Consider the following 19,565-nt stretch of genomic DNA (forward strand, 5'->3'; position numbering starts at 1 on the left):
TACCCCTCCTCCTGGCGTTCTACCGGTACGAGGGGGCGGCCTGGCACCTGGTAGGCCGGCCGCCCCGCAGTCGGCTCGATGGCGCCCGAACAAGGTGCCGATCGTGACGCACGGCGACGTGGTGCCCAAAGAAGCTATAAACCACTGGCGTTATCCATCGATGTCTTGGCGCAGCCAGTGGTGCCCGAACCGTGGTTGGACCGCACAGTGCGCGCGTGCGCAGCCGCACGTGAGCAGCCGAACGTGGCTGCGGCGGAGCAACTATGGAGTTGTCAACAAACGCTCTGCCGCTGCTGGGCGGGCAATGCGCGGTCTGCGAGGCAAGTCCCGGGAGGGATGGTCGACATGAACCCGGGCGGGGCGCGAGGAACGGAACCGGTCAGAGGACCGGCCATGGACAACGGACAGGAGGAAAACCCGCTCCATAAGTGCGTGGGGAATCCGATCGAGTACTCCAGGCCGGCGTCGGTGATGTGGTGCAGAAACGCTTGCGAGCACGCTCCGGAGTCGGCCCGGACCAGTACCTGAGCGCGTTCGGCTGCTGGTAGTTGAGCGAGGGCGGCGTCCAACACCTGGATGTGGTCGGTCTTAGCCCACGGCGAGGCTTTGCCCGGCCGCAGTTGGGTGATTAGTGTTTCGCCGGTGCCGTACTCGCCGTGGTCGACGAACGCGCACATCGACACGAACCCGAACGTGCGTTTGAACGTCGACTGCGCACCCTGCTTGTCCGAATGCCCAGCCACGAAGGTGGAGTCGCAGCCGGCCCACTCGGCCAGCCGTGCGGCCCCCTCCATCGCCCGGTCGGCCGCGATGACTGACCCGGCCGCCGGCCGCGTCTCCACGAGCGAACTGCTGCACCGGGCGGACGAGGCGATGTACGCCGCCAAGCGCGAACGCAACACCGGTCAGTCCGCGGCCGAGACGGTGAGCAACGGCGCGCACATCTCGTCGGCGGTTCCCTCGCCCCAGACCACGTAGCGCGGCGGCAGTTCCCGCAGCTGTGGCAGCTGCCGGCGCAGGCCGGCGTCGTGCGTGCAGGTCGTGCGCAGCGTGTCTCCGGCCTTCAGGGGCACCGGCTCCGGGAGGACGTGCAGTGCCTGGTCGTCGAAGTTGAATTCGGGCACGTCCAGCAGGGTCTTCGCCTCCGGCGTGCCAGGGTTCAGCTCCACCTTGATGGCGCGGCCGAGCAGGTGCATGTGCCCGCGGGCGGCGTGCACGGTCATTTCGGCGGGGGCCGGTGTGTCGCAGGTCTGCGTGTTGCCGGGTCGCGGGGTGTCGTGTCCGCACCGCGCCAGCAGCCATTCCGACCACCGGCCAATCTCGACGCCGAAGCGCGTCGTCACGTCGGCCACCGCGGCGGCACGGTCGCACAGCGGTCCGGACTCGTCCGGTGTGCAGGGCAGCTCGATCGGGGCGGTCAGGCCCAGGGTGTTGAGCCGTAGTGTCTCCGGGGTGCCGTCGGTCTGCCGGAGCCGGACGCTGGACCGGTCGGTCACCCGCTCACCGCCGGTGGCCAGCAGGTTGTAGTGGATCTGGAGCACGAGCAGGCTGCCCGGCTCCAGCGGGTAGCCCATGTCGCCGTCGAACAGGGTCTCCCGAGCGCCCGGCGTCCAGGTGTCCACCCAGGACGCCGAGCTCACCCGGCCGTCCATACCGAAGCAGGTGTAGCCCTCCCCCGGCGACCGGGCGTCCAGGTCGCGGACCTGGTCGGCGGCCTCCGGAGGGACCGCATAGGTGATGGTGTGGTGGGCGATCGCCGGATTCTGCGGCTGGTACTGGACACCGGTCAGGAACACCGGCCTGGTGACCTGCGGATCGACGATCACGCAGCGGTATTCGTCGCTGCCCCCGTTCGGTGGGACGGGCGTGACCGGCCGCGCCATGGTCAGGTGGATGAACCGCTCGCCGTCGCGCAGCGGCAGGGTCGACGCGTCCGTGGAGGGGTGCTGGTGTGCCGGCGTCGCGGCGGGCTCCGCGGGCGCGTCGCCGCTGCAGGCGGCCGTCGCGGTCAGCAGGGTCGCCGCCGCGACGGCACCGGTCAGGAGTCGTTTCATGGTCGGCTCCCGCATCTCAGACGTAGGAGAAGGACACCTCTGCGAGTTCCTCGGACACCCGCCAGACCCGCTTGGCGTCCTCCTCGCTGGTGATCCGCGAGTAGAGCTTCTGCTCCGCCGGCGGCCCGCCGAGGTGCCCCGGCCCGCTCGGTCCGTAGAACCCGCCATCGACCGCGTTGGTCGCCGTCGCCGCGTAGATGGCCGGCAGCGCCGCGGACTCGGGCGTCCCGACCAGAATCCCGCGGGCGGACAGGAAGCCGATGAGACGCCGGCCCCCGGTCTGTCGGGTCCGGCCGAGCTCGGGTCGGGTGTTCAGCAGGCTCGTCGGCGCGATGCCCGGGTGCGACAGGTTGCTGGTGATGCCCCAGTTGTTGGCCCGGCTGCGCCGGCTCAGCTCCAGGCCGAACATCCCGAACGCGATCTTCGACTGGCTGTAGGCCCGCATCCCGTCGTACGAGCGCTCCCAGTTCAGGTCGTCCCAGTTGATGCTGTGCGAGTTCGCCGCGACGCTGATCTGGGAGGTGACCCGGGCACGACCGGCCCGCAGCAGGGGCAGCAGGTGCGCGACCAGCGCGAAGTGACCGAGGTGGTTGGTGCCGAACTGCAGCTCGAAGCCGTCTGCGGTGGTCTGCCGGTCCGGTGGCGTCATCACACCGGCGTTGTTGATGAGCAGGTGGATGGGCTCGTTCTCGCCGAGCAGCGTCTCGCCCAGGGCCGCCACCGATTCCAGTGACGACAGCTCGAGCGAGCGCAGCGACACTTTCGCGTTCGGGGTCTGGTCGCGGATCTTCGCGATCGCAGCCTCGCCCTTGCCGCGGTTGCGGACCGGAATGACGACCTCGGCTCCGGCCGCGGCCAGGCGGGACGCGATGTGGAGGCCGACACCGTCGCTGGCGCCGGTCACGACGGCGCGCTTTCCGGTGAGGCTGGGAATGGTGATGTCGGGTCGGGTGCGTGGCATGGTTTCACTCCTGTAATCGCTTGATCTGGTGATCTCAGGATGCGCCAGGAAACCGGGACATATCCACGGCCGGTCAATCCGAGGCTCGCCGGTCCACGTCCATCGGCGAAGGTGGGATCGGCAAGCCGTGTTTTGGCTGTGGCATCGGCGGTAGAACGGATGGGCACCGGAACGACCAAAGGGAAGAAACAATGATCGATCGAGCCGGGCTCGCCGCATTTCTGCGACGCCGCCGGGCGGCCCTGCAGCCCGAGGACGTCGGCCTCGCCCGAGGGCGGCGACGCCGAATCGCCGGCCTGCGCCGCGAGGAGGTCGCCGCGCTCTGCCGCCTGTCCGCCGACTACTACAGCCGGCTCGAACAGGGCCGCGGGCCGTTCCCCTCGGAGCGCCTGATCGCCTCGATCGCCCAGGGCATGCATCTCTCCCTCGACGAACGCGACCACCTCTTCCGCCTCGCCGGGCACCGCCCGCCCGCCAAGGACGCCACCAGTTACCACATCAGCCCCGGCCTGCTCCGCATCTTCGACCGGCTCACCGACAGCCCCTCTGAGATCGTCAACGAACTCGGCGAGACGCTGCGACAGACGCCGCTGGGCATCGCGCTGACCGGCGACAACACCCGGTATGCCGGGCCAGCCCGGAGCGCCTTCTACCGATGGTTCACCGATCCGGCAGAGCGGGCGCTCTACCACCCCGGCGATCACGATCACCAGTCCCGCGTCTTCGCCGCCGCGATACGGAAAGCGGTCACCCTGCGCGGGCCGGAATCGCGGGCTGCCCAGCTGGCCGATCTGCTGCTCGCCCGCAGTCGCGAGTTTCCCGCCCTGTGGCGCGAACCCACGGTGGACCTCGACCTGATCGGCGACAAGCGCTTCGCCCACCCGGAACTCGGCGCCCTCGAACTCAGCTGTCACACCCTGCACGATCCGGAGCAGGAGCACACGCTTGTCGTCTACACCGCCGTGCCGGGCAGTGAAAGCTACAATAAATTGCAGCTGCTGTCCGTCATCGCGCCTTTTTGACGGCGGTTTCGCTGTTGAGGAAATTGGGGTGGTTGAGCAGGAACTCGTCAATTCTCTCGGTGCGGATCGCGGCGAAGAGCTGGTCGGTTTCCGCTGTCAGTTTCTCGCCCATATTGGCGCCACCCGCCGGCCAGCTTGGTCGTGGTGATGTTGTCCGGCGGCGTGCCCTTGAGCGCGAACGCGTAGTCGAGCACGGACTTGCCCCGGCCGTTGAAGTCAGCGACCCTCCGGCCGCGGTGAGCGCCCTGTCCAGCTTCACCGGGTTGGCCACCACGTCGCCGCCGCTCGCCTTCTTCGCGATCGCCTTCAGCACCTGCTGCTGGTGGCGCTGCCGGCGCAATCGGTGCCCGCCAGACCGTAGCGTTGGCGCGAAATCGAGCGCCTCCCAGCCTGCCGCGCGGGCGGCGCCGCGGACCGACGGGCTCCGGCGGGAGGAAGTGACCAAGCTCTGCCATATGTCGACGAACTATTGTGCGCGGCGCGAGCGCGAGCGCGGCCCGCACCCGTCCGAGCAGATGATCGCCCCGATCGCACAGGGCCTGCACCTCTCGCTCGACGAGCGTGACCACCTGTTCCGCTTCGCCGGGCACCGCCCGCCGGTGCGGGGCGGGGCCCGGGAGACGCTGCGGCAAATGCCTTGAGCGTCGCGCTGATCGGCGATCTGACCGCCTTCCGCGGCCCGTCCCGCAGCATCGCCTATCGCTGGTGCACCGATCCCGCCGTCCGGGCGCGTTCTGCGCTCGGACTTGGGCGGCCCTTCGATGACTTGGTAGCCGACCATGGAGCGCTGTTGACAACGGTGAGCTGCCGGCGGTCCAGGTCGAGGTCCTGCCACCGTAGCCCGGCTGCTTCAGCGCGGCCTAGGCCGCGTAGGGCGACCAGCCACCGCAGCGCGTACAACGGGTCGTCCTGGACGTACTCAAGGAATGCGGCAGTCTGGGCGACGGTCCAGACCGCGACCGGCGGCCGGACGCCGTCGGTCTGCCAGGACTCGACCCGGCCGTCGGTCCACACCACCGCGTGCGGGCGGCGCGGCTGCGGCATCTCCACCCGCCGGGCCGGGTTGTCGCTCACCGGGCCGTCGCGGATCGCGGCGTTGTACGCCGCGCGCAGCGTGGCTCCGAGCCGCTGCATCGTCGACGCGGTCCGCGGGCGGCCGGTGTCCGGGCTGATAGCGGACTCGGCGAACATCGCGGTCAGGTGCCGGCCGGTCACCTCCGCCGGGCGCAGGTGACCGATCGTCGGGACCAGGTCCTTCTCCACGTGCCGGGCGTAGATGTGGAGCGTGGCGGGTCGGATCGACCGTCGGGTGGTCAGCCAGTACCGCAGCCACTGCGCCACCGTCCACGTCCGCCCGGCGAACTGCTTCCGCGACTGCGCCACCAACTCCACGCTCGACCTGCCCGCGACACCTGCGATAGACCCGCTTGCCCGTCTGCTCGTCACGGCAGCCGCACTGCTTGAAGCCCCCGCCCATCGTCGCCGCACCCCTCATCGCCTTCACCTTGAGACCACGATCGATGAGCCGGCGCGAGACAGCTGCTACCCAAGCGGGTGACGAAGGGCCAAGGCCAAGAAGAGGATCGATCTTCTCATGCCGAGACGAGCCGACCATCGTCGTGGCCGACGCAAGTCCTTGATCGACTCACTCATCTAGCCGATGTGCGGGCATCTGGCTCCTCCGGCCTGACCTCTACTGTGTGGGATAGGGGAGCAGAGTGGCGTCGATCGCTTCCCACGCGGCCCGGAGCGCGGCGAGGTCGGCGGGGCGCTTGCGGGCCAGGTTTGCGCATTCGCGTGGGTCCTGAGAGAGGTCGTACAGGAACGGCCGGCCCTCCGGGTCGCGGAAGTACTTCAGGTTTCCGCGGCGCAGGGCGTGGGCGTTGCGCCTGCGCCAGAACAGGTCGTGGCCGGGCGCTGCCTGCCCTCCCACCAGGTGCCCGGCCAGGCTCCTGCCGTCCAGGGGGTAGTCGGGATGCGGGCGGGCACCGGCGAGGTCGAGGAACGTGGCCGTGAAGTCCATGGTGATCACAGGTGTATGGCTGACTCTGCCGGAGGGCAGGGCGGCCGGCCAGCTGAGGATGGCCGGGACCCGGATGCCGCCCTCGCGGACCTCGCCCTTGAGGCCCGCCAGCGGCCACAGGTAGGAGAACCGTTCGCCGCCGTTGTCGCTGGTGAACAGAATGACGGTGTCGCGGCGCCGGCCGGTGCGCTCGAGCGCGCGCAGGATCTTTCCCACGGCGGCGTCCAGCGACTCCACCATCTCGGCGTATTTCTCCCGGTTGCCGCCATCGAGGTGGAACAGCGGGCCGGGGAAGCCGACCTCACCGGCCAGCAGCCGGGCGGTCAGTTCCTTGCTGGTCTCCTGGTCGTTCGGCCCTTCCCACGGACAGTGCGGCGTGGTGAAGTTGACGTTCGCCAGCCACGGCTCGGAGTGCCGTTCGGAGATGAAGTCAACGGTCTTCTCGGTGACGATGTCGGTGTAGTAGCGCAAGTCCTGTACGGAAACCTCGTTCTCGTACAGATCGTACTCACCATTGGTGTTGATCTTGGAGAAGTAGTCCATCTCGCCGTGGAAGCTGCCGAAGAACTCGTCCCAGCCTAGCCGGGTGGGACTGAACCATGGCAGGAAGCCACAGTGCCACTTGCCGAACATCCTGGTCCGGTAGCCGCGGTCCTTGAGCAGGCTGGCCAGCGTGGGATGTCCGATCGGGATGCCGTTCAGTTCGCTGGGCCTCTCGATCGGCTCGGCGAGGCCGCCGGGCAGCCGGCCCGGGTAGCGGCCGGTGTATAGGCCGATCCGGGTGGGCGAGCACATTGGGGACGCCGAGTAGCCCTGGGTGAACCGGATGCCGGACAACGCGAGCCGGTCGATGTTCGGGGTCTTGAGGTCCGGCGCTCCGTAGGACGACAAGTCGGCCCAGCCGAGGTCGTCGGCCAGGATCACCAGGATGTTGGGTCGTTCAGGGGCGGGACCGCGCTCCCGAGGGCGGAACTCGGTCTCCTGCGCCTCGTTGGCCGGCGCCCAGCCGGGCAGAACTGTCGCGCCAGCAGCGGCACCGGCGGCCGCCCCGAGCAGGCCACGCCGGGTGAACGACGCCGCATGTGAGGAATCCATCTTTTGGTACGACCTCTCGTCGATAAAGCTCTTCTCCGTTCTACCGACGTCGCCGGACCGTAACCACGGCCCAACAATCCCCCTCTACGCCGGGGTGGGAGGCGGCGCGCAACCTCATGACGCGCGCACATCTGCCGCAGACAATGCTCGCCGGGCCCTCCTCCTCGGCCCGTAACCGTGCGTGAGCGGAGGGTCCGGTTGTCCTGTGCCAGTTCAGCTGAGGCGGGCATGGTCCTCTGGGGGTGGGATGCCTCGGTTTTGGTGGCGGGCAGTGAGGTTGGGTTTGCCATTGAAGTTGAGGCAACCCGCGGGACTTGGCTGGTGGGATCTCGGTGGTTCGTGGACGTTCAGGGGTCAGCCGAGCTCGGCTTCGGTGATGAGTTGTGTGAGCAACGAACGGTGGTGGTGCGGGCGATTTCTTCGGCGAAGGGGCGGACGCGGATGCCGGTCCCAGTCGATGACGGCGTTGATGGTGTGGTCGGTCCAGATGATGTTGCGGTGTTGCAGGTCGCCGTGGGTCCAGCCGTAGGGTCCGGCGGGTTCGTCGCTGGTTGGCCGCTCGTGGGCGTGCTTGTCGATCAGTTGGATGCGCTGTTCGAGTAGTTCGATGACTTCGCGGTCGAAGGCGGCGTGGGCGGCTGCTGCGGCGGTGCGGAAGCGTTCGGCTTCGGCGAGGGCGTGGTCGGGCTGGATTACGCGTGCTGCTGGTGGCTGGCCGACCGGTGGTAGGTCGGCGGGCGTGTCGGGGTCGTTGAGGGTGCGGTGGATTTGGCCGATCACGGTGCCGAGGTGTTGTGCCTGCCAGACGGTGAGGTTAGGCCCGGTGGGATGGTGCCCGTCGATCCAGGGCAGGACGCAATACGCGCCGTCGGTCAGGGTGATCACTGGGTGCCCGCCACAGGTGAGCGCGGGTGAGCAGACGAGGATGCCCGCGCGGTGGAGGGCGGCAACCACACGGAGATTGCGGGTCGCGGTTTCGGCGGCGATGTCGCGGAGCCGTTTGATGGCGTAATCGCCGGTGGCGGTCGTGAGCCCCGCGATGTGATCAAGGTGTTGTTGCCTCAGCTGTCTTTGTTGCTGATCGACGAGGTGAGACAGGAAGGGATGACGGTGGTCGTGCGGGCCAGGACGCCATCGGTCGCGGTGGCCTGTCCGCAGTGCAGCCGGCCGTCGCGGCGGGTGCATGGGTATCACGTTCGCCGTCTGGCTGACCTGCCGGCGGCTGGCCGTGGCGTGGTCGTTGAGCTGCGGGTCCGGCGTCTGTTGTGCCAGAGCGGCGATTGCGGGCGGCGCACGTTCCGGGAACAGGTCCCCGGGCTGGCGCAGCGGTGGGCGCGACGGACGAGGCAGCTGACCGCCCTGATCGCAGACCTGGCCGTTACTCTGGCTGGCCGGGCCGGCGCGGCGGTGCTGGCACGGCTGGGTGTGGCCGTGTCGCGTACCACGGTGTTGCGGGTCCTCATGGGCCTGCCGACCGCGAGCGAGCCGGCGCCCACCGTGTTGAGCGTGGATGACTTCGCGTTGCGCCGCGGTCGCCGGTACGCGACGCTGCTGATCGACGCGGTCACGCACCGCCGTGTTGACGTGCTGCCCGACCGCAAGGCGGCGACCCTGGCCGCGTGGCTGCGTGAGCATCCGCAGGTGCGGGTGGTGTGCCGTGACGGGTCGGCTGCTTATGCCGAGGCGATCCGGGACGGTGCACCGCAGGCGGTGCAGGTCAGTGACCGGTGGCATCTGTGGGCCAACCTCGGCAAGGCGGTCGAGAAGACCGTGGTCGCACACAGCGGCCGGCCCGCCTCGCCAGACCCCTGAACTCGACGAGCGGACCCGGACGCGGCACGCCGCCGTCCATGCCCTGCTCAACGACGGGGTTGGCCTGCTGGAATGTGCCCGCCGGCTCGGCTGGGCGCTGAACACGGTCAAGCGCTACGCCCGCGCCGCCACCGCCGATGACCTGCGACGGCCTGCGAAGTACCGGCGCACGTTGGTCGACCCCTATCGTGACCACCTACGCCGCCGGCGCGGCGACGAGCCCGGCATCGCGGTCACCCGGCTGCTGGCCGAGATCCGCGAGCTGGGCTATACCGGCAGCGCGAACCTGCTCGTGCGTTACCTCAACCAGGGCCGTGCCGACGCCGAACGCATCCCGCCGTCACCGCGCCGGCTCGTCGGCTGGCTCATGAGCCGACCCGACAACCTGGTCGACGAGCACCGCAGCCACCTGGACGACCTGCTGGCCGTCTGCCCGCACCTGACCACCCTTAACCAACGGATCCACGAGTTCGCCGGCCTGCTCACCCACCGCCGCGGACAAGACCTCGACACCTGGATGACCACAGTGGACAACGACGACCTGCCAGCCCTGCACGCGTTCATCCACGGCCTGCGAATGGACCTGCCCGCCGTCGTAGCCGGCCTGACCCTGCCCTACAGCAACGGCCCCATCGAAGGCGCCAACACCAAGGTCAAACTCCTCAAACGACAGATGTACGGCCGCGCCGAATTCCCACTCCTACGCCAACGAATCCTGCTCGCATAGACCAACCACCACCACCGTCTCCGCGCCAGAGCCCAAAACCTGACAGGATGCGTCAGGGTTCGATAACCGCACGGCCGCCGCGGCGTAGGCCGTCGACAAGGACAGCGACGATGCGCTGGTTGTGTTCGGGCCCTCGCCCGGGTACGGGCCGGCACAGCGAAGTGATGGCGTGGAGCAGATCCTCGGCGCCGATGTCGTCGCGGACCGTGCCGTCGGCCACAGCGGCGTCGAGCAGTGCCGCGAGGGTTGGGCCGAGCCGCTGAAGGAAATAGTCGGGCAGCCCTTCGAACGCCGGATCGCCCGAGTGCAGCGCTGAGGCGAGTCCGCGTTTGGTCGCGAGCAGTTCGGTGAACCGGTGGATCCACCTGATGAGCGCTTCCGCCGGCGCGTGCCCGGCGCTCAGGGCCGGGCCCGCGTCGGCGACGGCGTCGATCCCGCTCTCCACCACGGCTTTGACCAGGTCAGAGCGCTGCGGGAAGTGCCGGTACAGCGTGCCGACTCCTACGCCGGCCAGGTCGGTGATCTCCTTCGCCGGTGCGTCCACGCCGGAGGTGGCGAAGACGGTCCTCGCGGCCTCGATCAACGCGTCGACGTTGCGTCGCGCGTCGGCACGCCGCCGCGGCGCCAGCGTCTTGTCCTGGGACACCACATCACCCCTGCTTGCATAAGCGGAAAGTCTTTCCGTATAGTTCCGGAATAGCTTTCCGTTTATCGCAGCGTACGGCATCCGCCCGGCGCCGACCACCACAGGGAGATCCCATGCACTACCGCACCCTCGGCCGGACCGGCATCCAGGTCAGCCCCTACGCTCTCGGCACCCTGATGTTCGCCACCGCCATGGGCAATGCCCCGGGGACTCGGCCCGCATCATCCACAAGGCGCTGGACGCCGGCATCAACTTCGTCGACACCGCCGACGCCTACGGCGACTCTGAGGACGTCGTCGGCAAAGCCTTGGAAGGGCGCCGGGACGATGTCGTGCTTGCCACCAAGTTCAGCCGCCCGACCGGGCAGGATCCCAACCACCAGGGCGCCTCACGGCGCTGGATCGTCACCGCCGTGGAGAGTTCGCTGCGTCGCCTGCGGACCGACTACATCGACCTCTACCAACTTCACCGCCCCGATCCGGGTACTGACATCGAGGAAACCCTCTCCGCGCTGACCGACCTGATCCGCGGCGGCAAGGTCCGCGCGATCGGCGCGTCGCAAACCCCTGTCTCCGGAATCGTCGAGGCCCAATGGGTCGCCGAGCGGCGAGGCCTCGCGCGGTTCCACACCGAGCAGCCGGCCTACTCGATCCTCAACCGCGGTATCGAGCGCGAGATCCTGCCCACCACCCAACGCTTCGGCATGGGCACCCTGGTTTGGGGTCCGCTCGGCCAGGGACTGCTGACCGGCCGCGTACGCAAGAACCAGGACAACGACCTACGGCGCGCCGGACTCTTCCAGCATCTCAACGACGAGCGCCGGCTCGACGCGGTCGAAAAGCTCATCCCGCTCGCCGCCGAGGCGGGACTACCCATGACCCACCTCGCGATGGCGTTCACCATCGCCCACCCCGGCGTCACCAGCGCACTGATCGGCGTTCGCACCATGGACCACCTCGACGCCCTGCTCACCGGCCTGGACGTCACCCTCACCGACGACATCCTCGACCGCATCGACGAAATCGTCCCGCCCGGCACCGACATCGGCACGCTCGACCAGGCGTACCAACCCCCGCGCTGGCGAACCCGGACCTGCGCCGCCGCCCAATCACCGCCCGCGCCGCAGCCTGACCGGCTGGGTTAGTGCATGCGACGCTGAACACCGAATCCACACCGGACACCGTCGGCGAGGTCGCCGAGATCACCGACCTACTACCCAACCTGAGCCACCGGCCAGCCGGACTACGGGTGTTGGCCCGATGCATCAAACCGCTGCGCGACACCACCGCAAAACCCTTGCCCGGCCCCGGACAAACTCGAACTCGACCTTCTGAAGCGCACTGGATCTTGTAGAGGGCGACAGCATATGTGCCAGATGCAATGACCGCCGAGGCGATCGGCCGTATGTGGCGAGGAGCGGCCGTGGCCCGGGGGTGGCGAGGATCAGGCCGTCGAACCCGTTGTGTTCGGTGGCCTTTGCGAGCCGAACGAACCGTCGGGTTCTGTGGTGGGTCCGAGCGCGATATAGAGCCGTACCTGCGCGATCACTGCTCTATTTTCGGCTTGAGGTCCGCCTTGGGGGAGCCCGTGTTCGCGACCCCGATTTGAATTCACTTCGGCTGCGTGCGGTACGGTCGCACCTAGCCGACGCGCTGGTCTCGCGTTCGAGTGCGATGCACCGCTCCTGGAACTGCCCCAGGTCGAGTGCCGTGCAACAGCTGGAATGGATTGGCAAGACCCGCGCTGCATCGAGTTCGGGTTCTGGCCGGCAGTTACTCGCGTTTGCGGATCTCCTCGGCGGCCTGCGGGACGACCTTGAACAGGTCGCCGACCACGCCGAAGTCGGCCAGCTCGAAGATCGGCGCCTCGGCGTCCTTGTTGACCGCGACGATCGTCTTGGAGGTCTGCATGCCGGCGCGGTGCTGGATCGCGCCGGAGATGCCCAGCGCCACGTACAGCTGCGGCGACGCGGTCTTGCCGGTCTGCCCGACCTGGAACTGGTGCGGGTAGAAGCCGGAGTCCACCGCGGCCCGGGACGCGCCCACCGCGCCGCCGAGCAGGTCAGCCAGCTCCTCGACAAGCTTGAAGTTGTCCGCGTTGCCAACGCCTCGGCCGCCGGAGATGACCACCGAAGCCTCGGTCAGCTCCGGCCGGGCCCCTTCGGCTCCACCTTGCGCTCGACCACGCGGGCCAGCTTCGCGGTGTCGTCCACGGCGACCTCCAGCGGCACCACCTCGGCGGTGGCCGGGGCCGGTACCGGGGACAGCGAGTTCGGTCGCACGGTGGCCAGCGGCAGCCCTGCCGGACGGCTGGGACAACCGGCAATGCGGATATCTGCTGTTCGGACCGCCGTACGACGCGATGGCCCGGCAGGCCCGCGAGCGCGGCTGGGACGTCGACCAGGTCCCCGGCCGGCACCTGCACCAACTCGTCGACCCCGACACGGTGACCAGACACATCCTCGCCATGACCGCCGGCTGGTCCCGCCCCGCCGACTGAGCCGACACTCAAACCGCGACCAACCAGCGCTACCTAACGCGCCAGCGACACCCGACGCACAGTCATGCCGATGAGCGGATGTGTTGAGGTTGCGGGGTGGTGATGCTTCGCGGTCCTCGGACGCGCCTGGTCGTAGCGTTTCCAGCCGGTAGGGTCGCGGGGTGACGACGAGTGCCGGTCCTGGGGCTAACCGTCCGCTGGAGCTGGGGCGGTGGAGGTGGGAGCATTCGGTCGGCCCGGGTTGGCTGCTGCTTGGTGATGTCGGCTTTGAGGGCTTCTACGAGGACGACATTCCGCTGGCGCTGTGCGCGCAGATCCAAGGACTGTTCGTCGACTTGCCGCCTCGGCCGCGGGAGCGGTTCACGCTCGTCGGCTGCGCCCCGGTCGGTGCGCTTGCCGACCTGCTCGATCGGCTGCCCGCCGAGGCACTCGGCACCGAACGAGCCTGGCTGGGTGACATCTCGATAATGGCGCCACCGCCAGACGTGCCGCCGGTCTGGTGGGGCGAGTACCTCGGCGACGTCGTCGTGGTCGCTTGCCGGCCGAGCATTACGATGCCGGAAGCCGTGGACGTCGATCTCGACGGGTTCGTGGACGTCTATGACCGCACGGAGGCGGTGGTACGTCCTGGCGACGTTGACGAATTCGTCCTTCTAGGCCGGAACGAGGCGCCCTACGGCACGTGTCGGGACGTCACGGGTGTGTTCCGCGAGCAGGCTGCACCGCCGGTGCCGCAGGTCCGGCTGCTCGGTTGCCGACCGGATACTCCGTTGCTGGCCGCGCTGGGCGCGGTCGGGCGGTCGACGGAGGCCGCCCGGCGTCGCCGCCGGATCCACGCCGAGGTGTACATGGTGGCCGCCGATGGTTCGGCCAGCCAGGTGATCGGCGCCGTGGTTTCTGGAACGGTCAATGCAGGTGAGCCGTCGCGGCTCGGTGCCGGACTGTTCGACGTGACCGTCGACAGCGACTCGCGGGAACCGCTGCCGCTAGGGATCCTCGGCATCCTGGAGCATTGGTACGCCCGACGGCCGGCTGAGAAGAATTTGTGGGCCGGCTACGACCGGGAGTTGCGCCACCACTGGGCCGCAGTGGCTCTGGCCCACCGGTCGGATGTGGCCGACCGGCCGGCCGGCGCCACGTATGACCTCGACGGCCGGTTCGTGACCGATATCGAAGGGTTCTACTGCGCGATCGGCGAGGCGATCAACGGCCCGGGCGGATACTTCGGCTGGAACCTCGACGCGTTCGACGACTGTCTCGCCGGGAGGTTCGGGGCGCGGGTACCGTTTCGGCTGGTGTGGCACGACTCGGCCGTTGCCCGCGAGCACCTCGTCGCCGGCTACGACCGGCGTCGCCTGGGTCCGGCGATCACCTTGGAGTACCTGCTGGACATGCTCGCGGCGCACCACGTCGAGATCGACTTGCGCTGAGGCATCAGCCGACGCCGACTACGGCTACGTCACCCGGTCAAACCGACGAACGACCGGAATCAAACGGTGTACTCGGCGGGTCCACCGATCCTCCGTATTAGCCGTCAACGGGGTGTCTCGTCGTCCTAGTTTGCGATCGGGCACGGTTGGCGGCAGGTGGGTCCGTTGGTTACCGCGCCGCACGATCACGGCGGTCTGCGAACCGGCCTAGCTCCGCATGGGCGGACGTCGCGATGATTGCCGTGTCGTGGCCCTTACCCGTTGACGCCTCGAAACCGTTCCGCTTCAAAGCGAGTTGGTTCAGCTTGTCAATGCGGTGCTGCAGGCGGGCGGGACTGACGAGGCAAGGTGGATCGAGTGGAAGGGCACGCTCGACCTGTCTTCTGCAGCGGGACAGCATCACCTTGTTCGCCAGATTCAAGGTTTCGCGAACCGGGACCCAGACTTCGCGGCACGCTGGGCTGGCGGCTACGCGTATCTGATCGTCGGTGCGGAGCCAGGTGTGGGACAGCCTGCTGGGGTGTCCACGGTCGACGCGGCGACGTTGGAGCCGCAACTCGGCAAATGGCTACCCGACGAGATCACCTGGAACCTGGACTACGTCCGAATCGGGACGCAGATGTTCTCGTGATCGCGGTTGACCCTCCTGCGCGGGGAGATCCGATCCATACCTTGCAGAATACGATCGGCAACCACGTCCCGGGAACAGCGTTCGTCCGTCATCAGGCCAGCATCGTCACCCCCACGCCAGCGGTACCGCGGGTGCCGACGAGCCAGAACGTGTAGGCGGGTGCCGTTGAGGATCTGGCTGTAGCTGCCCGCGGCCGAACAGGCCAGGGTGCTGGCGGTCTGGGCGGGCGCCGGGGCGACGAGCAATGCCGCCAGCGTGGCCAACCCGGCGACCACGGCGAGTTTGAGCTTCATGGCTGGGCAACGATATCGGTCAATGAATATCAACGGGTCGGGCTGTCGTTGCGCGGTCTCCTGCAATGTCTGATGTGGATGGCTGGCCCGGCCCCGCGGCCCGGGCCAGCCTGTCGCGTGCCGGTCGGTTCAGAAGACGTGGACGTCGTACCTGTCCAAGGGCTCGCTGATGGGCTGGAACCACATCTCCGGCGCCGGTGACGCGCAGCTACCGCGGCCGGCGGAGACGAGCCCCAGGGCGGTGGTGCCGGCGTAGACCGGGCCGCCGCTGTCGCCGGCCTCGGCGCAGGCGGTGGTGTGGACCAGGTTGTAGACGGTGCCTTCGTCCAGGTTGAGGGTCACGTTGGTCGCGAGCACAAAGCCGGCGCGCGTGCCGGTGGCCCAGCCGCTGCGGTAGATCTGCTGACCCTTGTACGCGTTGCCGGCCCGGGTGATGTCCTGGCCGTTGTTGACGACGCCGAAGTTGGAGGTGCGGCCGGGAACGAAGTGGTAGATGGCGTAGTCGTCGCCGGGGAAGTAGGCGCTGCTGCGGGTGCCGACCTGGTGGCGGCGCGCCGTGTCGCTGTACATGGTCCGGGTGTCGACTCCACAGTGTCCGGCGGTCAGGAAGAAGGACTTGCCGACCCCGTCGTGGACGTGGAATCCCAGCGAGCACCTGCCGTTCGGGCGGTATATGGGGTCGCCCCCGGCGATGCGGGTGCTGATGGCGCCGGGGACCTGTTCGATGTGGACGGCGTCGCCGAGGCGGGCCGCCCCGGCGCGGATCCGGGTGAGCGCGGTGCCGGTGACGGTGCTGTCGACGGTCAGCACGACCTTGTTGATCACCGGGTCGACGCCCCAGGACGTGCCGGGGATCCGGAACTCGCGGTCGAGCTTCCTGATCGCCGCGTTGAGCGTGGCCGTGTCGCGGGGCACGATGCGCGAGATCGCGCCGTAGGCCTTGACCCGGTTGGCCGCCGCCTTGTTGGTGACGGTGATGACCATGCCGCCGGTCTTGGCGTCGAGGTACACGCCGGGGCTGTCCAGCAGTCGCCCGAACTCCGTGGCCGACTCCCCGGTCACGGGCGCGGCGACGGCGGGCGGGGCGTGCAGTGTGCTGATCGCGGTGACGGTCAGGAAGGTGATCGCGGCGGAGCGGAGCAAAACTTGCAACATTTTCTCCTCAGAGTTCGCCGGGAGCCGGCGCGGGACTGCCCATCGGACTCCCGCTCAACGTCGGCGCGGCCGGCGGCGTTCAACGCGGGTCGGAGAAAGGTGCGATGAGGAAGCGTGCCGGCGTGGCCCTCGGCGCGGCGTTGGCGCTGGCCACGGGCTTGGTGGTCGTGGCGGCGGCGCGGGCCAGCGCGGCCACTGGCTGCCGGCACCAACGCGACGCCCACCTCGTTCTCGCTCAACGGGGTTGCCTGCACCGGGTCGACCTCGCCGGGTACGCCGACGACCAACCCGACGACCGCCGCGCCGCCCACGACGCGGCCCGCCGGGTGGGGTGGCCTGGACGTCCTCGACCAGTGGGGACGTGGACCAACGGTGGGTACACCCTCTACAACAAACATCTGGGGCAGCGGCGCGGGCAGCCAGACGATCTGGGCGAACTCGTACAGCCACTGGGGCGTGACGGCCAACCCACCCGGACACCGGGGGTGTGCAGGGCGTCCTCAACGTCGCGCTGCTGCACATGATCCGAGGGCTGAACGGATGCGGCCGGATCACCTCGATGGACTTCCCGCCCGCGACCGGCTGCTGGTCCACGTCGATCAGTCCGTACCGGCGCAGCCCGGTCAGGCCCTTGATCAAGCCCAGCCAGCCGAGGAGCCTCCTGAACGCCCGCATCGTGTCGACTGGCACTGGATGGCCAGCCCCCTCAGCCTGACCACGGTGGCGAGGGCGGCCTCGGCAAAGCGTGACCAGCACGTGTGAGCCGTCGTCGAACGGCGGCCGGCCGAGTGCTGGCGCAGGCGGTCTAGGCCCGCCCAGGCGACTTCGGGCCAGTTCGGCGGTCAGCCAGTGACCAGGCAGAAGGGGTGACCAGCCGGGTCCAGGAGCACCCGCCACCGGTCGCCGCCGGGCTGGTGGTCCGGCCTGACCGCGCCGAGCCCCAGCGCCAGCTTCTCCGCCGCGTCGAGGTCCCCAACCCTGAGATCCAGGTGGAACTGCTGCGGCACGTCCTGGCCGGGCCACCGCGGCGCCCGGTATCCCTCGACCCGCTGGAAGCCCAGGTCGCAGCCGGAACCACCGGTCAGGGCGACGAACCCGTCGGCGCTGTAGCCGAGCTCCATGCCTGTCATCTCTTGGTAGAACCGGGCCAGCGCTCTCGGGTCGGCGCAGTCCAGGGTCACGCCTCGCAGCGTGGCGATCGGCATCGTCCACTCCTCCTCATCCATGTCCGCTGGCCGTCCAGCGGCCGCAGGTCACCATCCAACCGCACTTGGTGGCCCGCTCCGCTCATTTTCGGGCGCTGGACAGCGCTCGTCCCGGGCAGCGGTTGTGCGCCGTCGCGCTACCACCCGAACGGGGCGGTTCCGGCCCCCGTGTCGCGGGCGCCGGCCGGCGGCATGCCTGTGTCGGACGGCGAGGATCGGGCACGACCGTCGCCGATCTTCGGGCCCGGAGGGCGCACCGCGACCTCCCGCCTACACGTCAACGGGTGACTTCAAGGCGCAGCAGGAATCGTCGCCCGTACAACGTCCCGTACATGTCCGCGACGTATTCGTGCAGGTCAGAACACTCTTGATCTTCAATGCGGTCGGAAAAGCCGACGGCACCTACCCCGCCTACAGCCCAGACCGCAACCTGCCCACCCTGCTCGGCTGGCCTGCGTGCCGCATCCGGTTGGGCCCCGCGAACGTCTGACTAAACCTTGGCGGGTGATCTTGCAAGGGTTCGGACCGTTTACTAGCTGCAGAAAATTTCAGCGCTTCGATACACGGCGCGTTGCTTCTGGTGCCGCGGGCCGCTGCGGTGTCGCTGAAGTGAGTACGGCACGCTAGCGGCATGACTGACGCGCTGTCGAGCGAGCTCGGCGAGCAAGACGATCAGCAGGCGAACCGCAATGCCGTCGCCATGATCACCCTGTGCCTGGACGATCCCGACGACACGGAGGCGGTCGCCGCATACCTGCGGCAGGTCGTCCAGGAACGCGGCCCGATGGGGATGCTGGAGTTGTTGCCGGCCCTGGTGTGGGTCAGCGCGAACGCGTTGACGATCATGGGCGAAGCGGCTGGCATCGACCCGCGCGAGACGCTACGTCAGGTTGGGCAATACCACGCGGACGACCGCAACTACGAAGACTGAAGCACCAGCGCCACCTGCGCCGTCCGGAACCTGCTTTGCGTGTGCAGGTCGCCGTCTTGGTCAATCTTCGGCCGGACGCGACCCCGTAGACCCTCACGCAGGAGTCCGCCGGACCGACACGCTTGCCTCCGTTCAGACGAACAGCATTGACAGGTCACGGCTGGCAGCAAAGTGTTCACCGGCAGCTTCGCCCGGCCGCGGGACGTCTATTGGCGGCCGATGGAGTGTCCTTGGCTGCGCAGTCGCCGTGCCCAGCCCGCGATGGTGTGCCTGGGTACACCGAAGTGTTCCGCGACGGCGGTGATCGAGCCGGTCTGCCGGTAGACATCCATTACCTGTTCCGGCTCGGGCATCCGCCGGTAGGCGCGTGCGGCTGGTGCGGGGTCGTGTCCAGCCGTCGCCGCCGCGGTGCTTTTCGCCGCGGTGGCCTTCTTCGCAGTGCTGGGTTTCTTAGCCGGCGCCTTGCGGGCCGCGGATTTGCTGCCGGTGGCCTTCTTGGCCGGCGCGGTCTGTGCGGCGGCCTTGCGGGCTCGCCGCCGGGGAGCGGCGCTGGTTGGTACGGGGGATGTCGGCGCGGGGTTTGCTGCTGGCGGTTCGGACGATTCGGCGACGCGGTCTGCTGCCGAGGTGGGCGTCGAGATCGGGGTGGCCGGTTGTAGCGCTTGGGGTTGACCGGCGACGGTCAGCGCGGTGATCAGCAGGCCCAGGTCGATGGGTGGCAGGTCGGTTGGGGCGAGTCCGCCGTCAGTTTGGGCCCGCACGGTCAGCTCAGTGATGCGGGCCTGACCGGTCGATGTGTCCACCCGTACGGTGGTGTACGCGCTGTCGGCGCCGCCAGCTGCGGCGTCGTCCGGCGTGATCGTGATGACGAATCTACTCATGAAAGCCTCCTTATTGGTCGGCTCAGCTCTCCCACACCATCGCGTCGACTGCTGCGATCACGTGCCATACCGGGGTTGGGAAGAGCCTGGCCCCTACTGGTCGATCACCAGAGCCTACATTTGAATCGGCCGTGCTGTGCCGCGAAAGGCTAGCCGAGGTGCGTGGCTTGGCCAAATCAGACGGCGCTTCTGACGCCCCG

19 protein-coding genes and 3 pseudogenes are annotated in these 19,565 nt (G+C 68.7%); 9 read left to right on the plus strand and 13 right to left on the minus strand.

Translation table 11 applies throughout. The features are described from left to right. Positions 1-272: 272 nt before the first annotated feature. From Pflav_RS48470 to Pflav_RS04765, 3 genes are read right to left on the minus strand one after another with little or no spacing between them, the layout of a single operon-like run. Positions 273-902: a transposase gene (locus Pflav_RS48470; protein WP_173034031.1), complete on the minus strand. Its 630-nt coding sequence runs from the start codon at positions 900-902 to the stop codon at positions 273-275. 3 nt (positions 903-905) lie between these two features. Beyond that, positions 906-2,054: a monooxygenase gene (locus Pflav_RS04760; protein ID WP_173034033.1), complete on the minus strand. Its 1,149-nt coding sequence runs from the start codon at positions 2,052-2,054 to the stop codon at positions 906-908. Positions 2,055-2,070: 16 nt separating this feature from the next. Further along, the gene (locus Pflav_RS04765; protein ID WP_173034035.1) at positions 2,071-3,015 is read right to left on the minus strand and encodes an SDR family oxidoreductase; all 945 of its coding nucleotides are present in this window, start codon (positions 3,013-3,015) and stop codon (positions 2,071-2,073) included. Between the two features lie 191 nt (positions 3,016-3,206). On the opposite strand from Pflav_RS04765, the gene Pflav_RS04770 reads away from it, so the two are divergent. Next, on the plus strand, positions 3,207-4,037 hold the full coding sequence (locus tag Pflav_RS04770) for a helix-turn-helix transcriptional regulator (protein WP_173034037.1): 831 nt from the start codon (positions 3,207-3,209) through the stop codon (positions 4,035-4,037). Here Pflav_RS04770 and Pflav_RS04775 read toward each other — a convergent pair. Then, positions 4,021-4,350 (minus strand): hypothetical protein, encoded by a 330-nt coding sequence (locus tag Pflav_RS04775; RefSeq protein ID WP_173034039.1) that lies wholly within the window; start codon positions 4,348-4,350, stop codon positions 4,021-4,023. The two genes, Pflav_RS04770 and Pflav_RS04775, sit on opposite strands and share 17 nt — an antisense overlap. 142 nt (positions 4,351-4,492) lie before the next feature. Between Pflav_RS04775 and Pflav_RS47845 the strand changes: the two genes are divergently transcribed. Beyond that, positions 4,493-4,678 carry a hypothetical protein gene (locus Pflav_RS47845; RefSeq protein ID WP_332107731.1) on the plus strand — a complete coding sequence of 62 codons (186 nt, stop codon included), beginning with the start codon at positions 4,493-4,495 and terminating at the stop codon, positions 4,676-4,678. 55 nt (positions 4,679-4,733) lie between these two features. Here the strand turns inward: Pflav_RS47845 and Pflav_RS43310 are convergent, their stop codons facing one another. The 3 genes from Pflav_RS43310 to Pflav_RS48475 all read right to left on the minus strand — a co-directional run bounded on the left by Pflav_RS43310 (position 4,734) and on the right by Pflav_RS48475 (position 8,040). Continuing rightward, complete coding sequence (locus Pflav_RS43310) at positions 4,734-5,420, minus strand: site-specific integrase (protein ID WP_197937960.1); 687 nt, start codon at positions 5,418-5,420, stop codon at positions 4,734-4,736. 310 nt (positions 5,421-5,730) lie between these two features. After that, complete coding sequence (locus tag Pflav_RS04785) at positions 5,731-7,155, minus strand: sulfatase-like hydrolase/transferase (protein ID WP_173034041.1); 1,425 nt, start codon at positions 7,153-7,155, stop codon at positions 5,731-5,733. 354 nt (positions 7,156-7,509) lie between these two features. Continuing rightward, entirely contained in the window at positions 7,510-8,040 is a 531-nt protein-coding gene (locus Pflav_RS48475) for a phosphotransferase (protein WP_173034043.1), read from the minus strand. A gap of 126 nt (positions 8,041-8,166) precedes the next feature. Between Pflav_RS48475 and Pflav_RS04795 the strand changes: the two are divergent. Beyond that, positions 8,167-9,694, plus strand: a pseudogene (locus tag Pflav_RS04795) (ISL3 family transposase). Positions 9,695-9,746: 52 nt separating this feature from the next. On the opposite strand, the gene Pflav_RS04800 reads toward Pflav_RS04795, so the two are convergent. Next, the gene (locus tag Pflav_RS04800; protein ID WP_173034045.1) at positions 9,747-10,340 is read right to left on the minus strand and encodes a TetR/AcrR family transcriptional regulator; all 594 of its coding nucleotides are present in this window, start codon (positions 10,338-10,340) and stop codon (positions 9,747-9,749) included. A 113-nt stretch (positions 10,341-10,453) separates the two neighbouring features. Here Pflav_RS04800 and Pflav_RS04805 point away from each other — a divergent pair. Further along, a pseudogene (locus Pflav_RS04805) lies at positions 10,454-11,471 on the plus strand (aldo/keto reductase). A gap of 641 nt (positions 11,472-12,112) precedes the next feature. Here Pflav_RS04805 and Pflav_RS04810 read toward each other — a convergent pair. Then, positions 12,113-12,639, minus strand: a pseudogene (locus tag Pflav_RS04810) (electron transfer flavoprotein subunit alpha/FixB family protein); the annotation flags it as partial. 62 nt (positions 12,640-12,701) lie between these two features. Here Pflav_RS04810 and Pflav_RS04815 point away from each other — a divergent pair. From Pflav_RS04815 to Pflav_RS04825, 3 genes are all read left to right on the plus strand, one after another. After that, positions 12,702-12,839 carry a hypothetical protein gene (locus tag Pflav_RS04815; RefSeq protein WP_180201260.1) on the plus strand — a complete coding sequence of 46 codons (138 nt, stop codon included), beginning with the start codon at positions 12,702-12,704 and terminating at the stop codon, positions 12,837-12,839. A 161-nt stretch (positions 12,840-13,000) separates the two neighbouring features. Continuing rightward, on the plus strand, positions 13,001-14,269 hold the full coding sequence (locus Pflav_RS04820) for a barstar family protein (RefSeq protein WP_232070989.1): 1,269 nt from the start codon (positions 13,001-13,003) through the stop codon (positions 14,267-14,269). Between the two features lie 316 nt (positions 14,270-14,585). Further along, entirely contained in the window at positions 14,586-14,900 is a 315-nt protein-coding gene (locus tag Pflav_RS04825) for a hypothetical protein (RefSeq protein WP_173034047.1), read from the plus strand. Here the strand turns inward: Pflav_RS04825 and Pflav_RS04830 are convergent. Both Pflav_RS04830 and Pflav_RS04835 read right to left on the minus strand, forming a co-directional pair. Then, a complete protein-coding gene (locus Pflav_RS04830) occupies positions 14,867-15,193 on the minus strand; it encodes a hypothetical protein (protein ID WP_173034049.1) in 327 nt (108 codons plus the stop codon). The two genes, Pflav_RS04825 and Pflav_RS04830, sit on opposite strands and share 34 nt — an antisense overlap. Before the next feature lie 129 nt (positions 15,194-15,322). Next, complete coding sequence (locus Pflav_RS04835) at positions 15,323-16,348, minus strand: S1 family peptidase (protein ID WP_173034051.1); 1,026 nt, start codon at positions 16,346-16,348, stop codon at positions 15,323-15,325. A 104-nt stretch (positions 16,349-16,452) separates the two neighbouring features. Between Pflav_RS04835 and Pflav_RS04840 the strand changes: the two genes are divergently transcribed. After that, positions 16,453-16,872 (plus strand): hypothetical protein, encoded by a 420-nt coding sequence (locus Pflav_RS04840; protein WP_173034053.1) that lies wholly within the window; start codon positions 16,453-16,455, stop codon positions 16,870-16,872. Between the two features lie 318 nt (positions 16,873-17,190). On the opposite strand, the gene Pflav_RS04845 is transcribed toward Pflav_RS04840, so the two are convergent. Then, a complete protein-coding gene (locus Pflav_RS04845; RefSeq protein WP_173034055.1) occupies positions 17,191-17,553 on the minus strand; it encodes a VOC family protein in 363 nt (120 codons plus the stop codon). 631 nt (positions 17,554-18,184) lie between these two features. Here Pflav_RS04845 and Pflav_RS04850 point away from each other — a divergent pair. After that, positions 18,185-18,484: a hypothetical protein gene (locus Pflav_RS04850; protein WP_173034057.1), complete on the plus strand. Its 300-nt coding sequence runs from the start codon at positions 18,185-18,187 to the stop codon at positions 18,482-18,484. Between the two features lie 206 nt (positions 18,485-18,690). Here Pflav_RS04850 and Pflav_RS04855 read toward each other — a convergent pair whose 3' ends face one another. Then, a complete protein-coding gene (locus tag Pflav_RS04855; protein ID WP_173034059.1) occupies positions 18,691-19,365 on the minus strand; it encodes a helix-turn-helix domain-containing protein in 675 nt (224 codons plus the stop codon). Positions 19,366-19,565 lie beyond the last annotated feature (200 nt).

The sequence above is a fragment of the Phytohabitans flavus genome (assembly GCF_011764545.1).
GTDB lineage: Bacteria > Actinomycetota > Actinomycetes > Mycobacteriales > Micromonosporaceae > Phytohabitans > Phytohabitans flavus.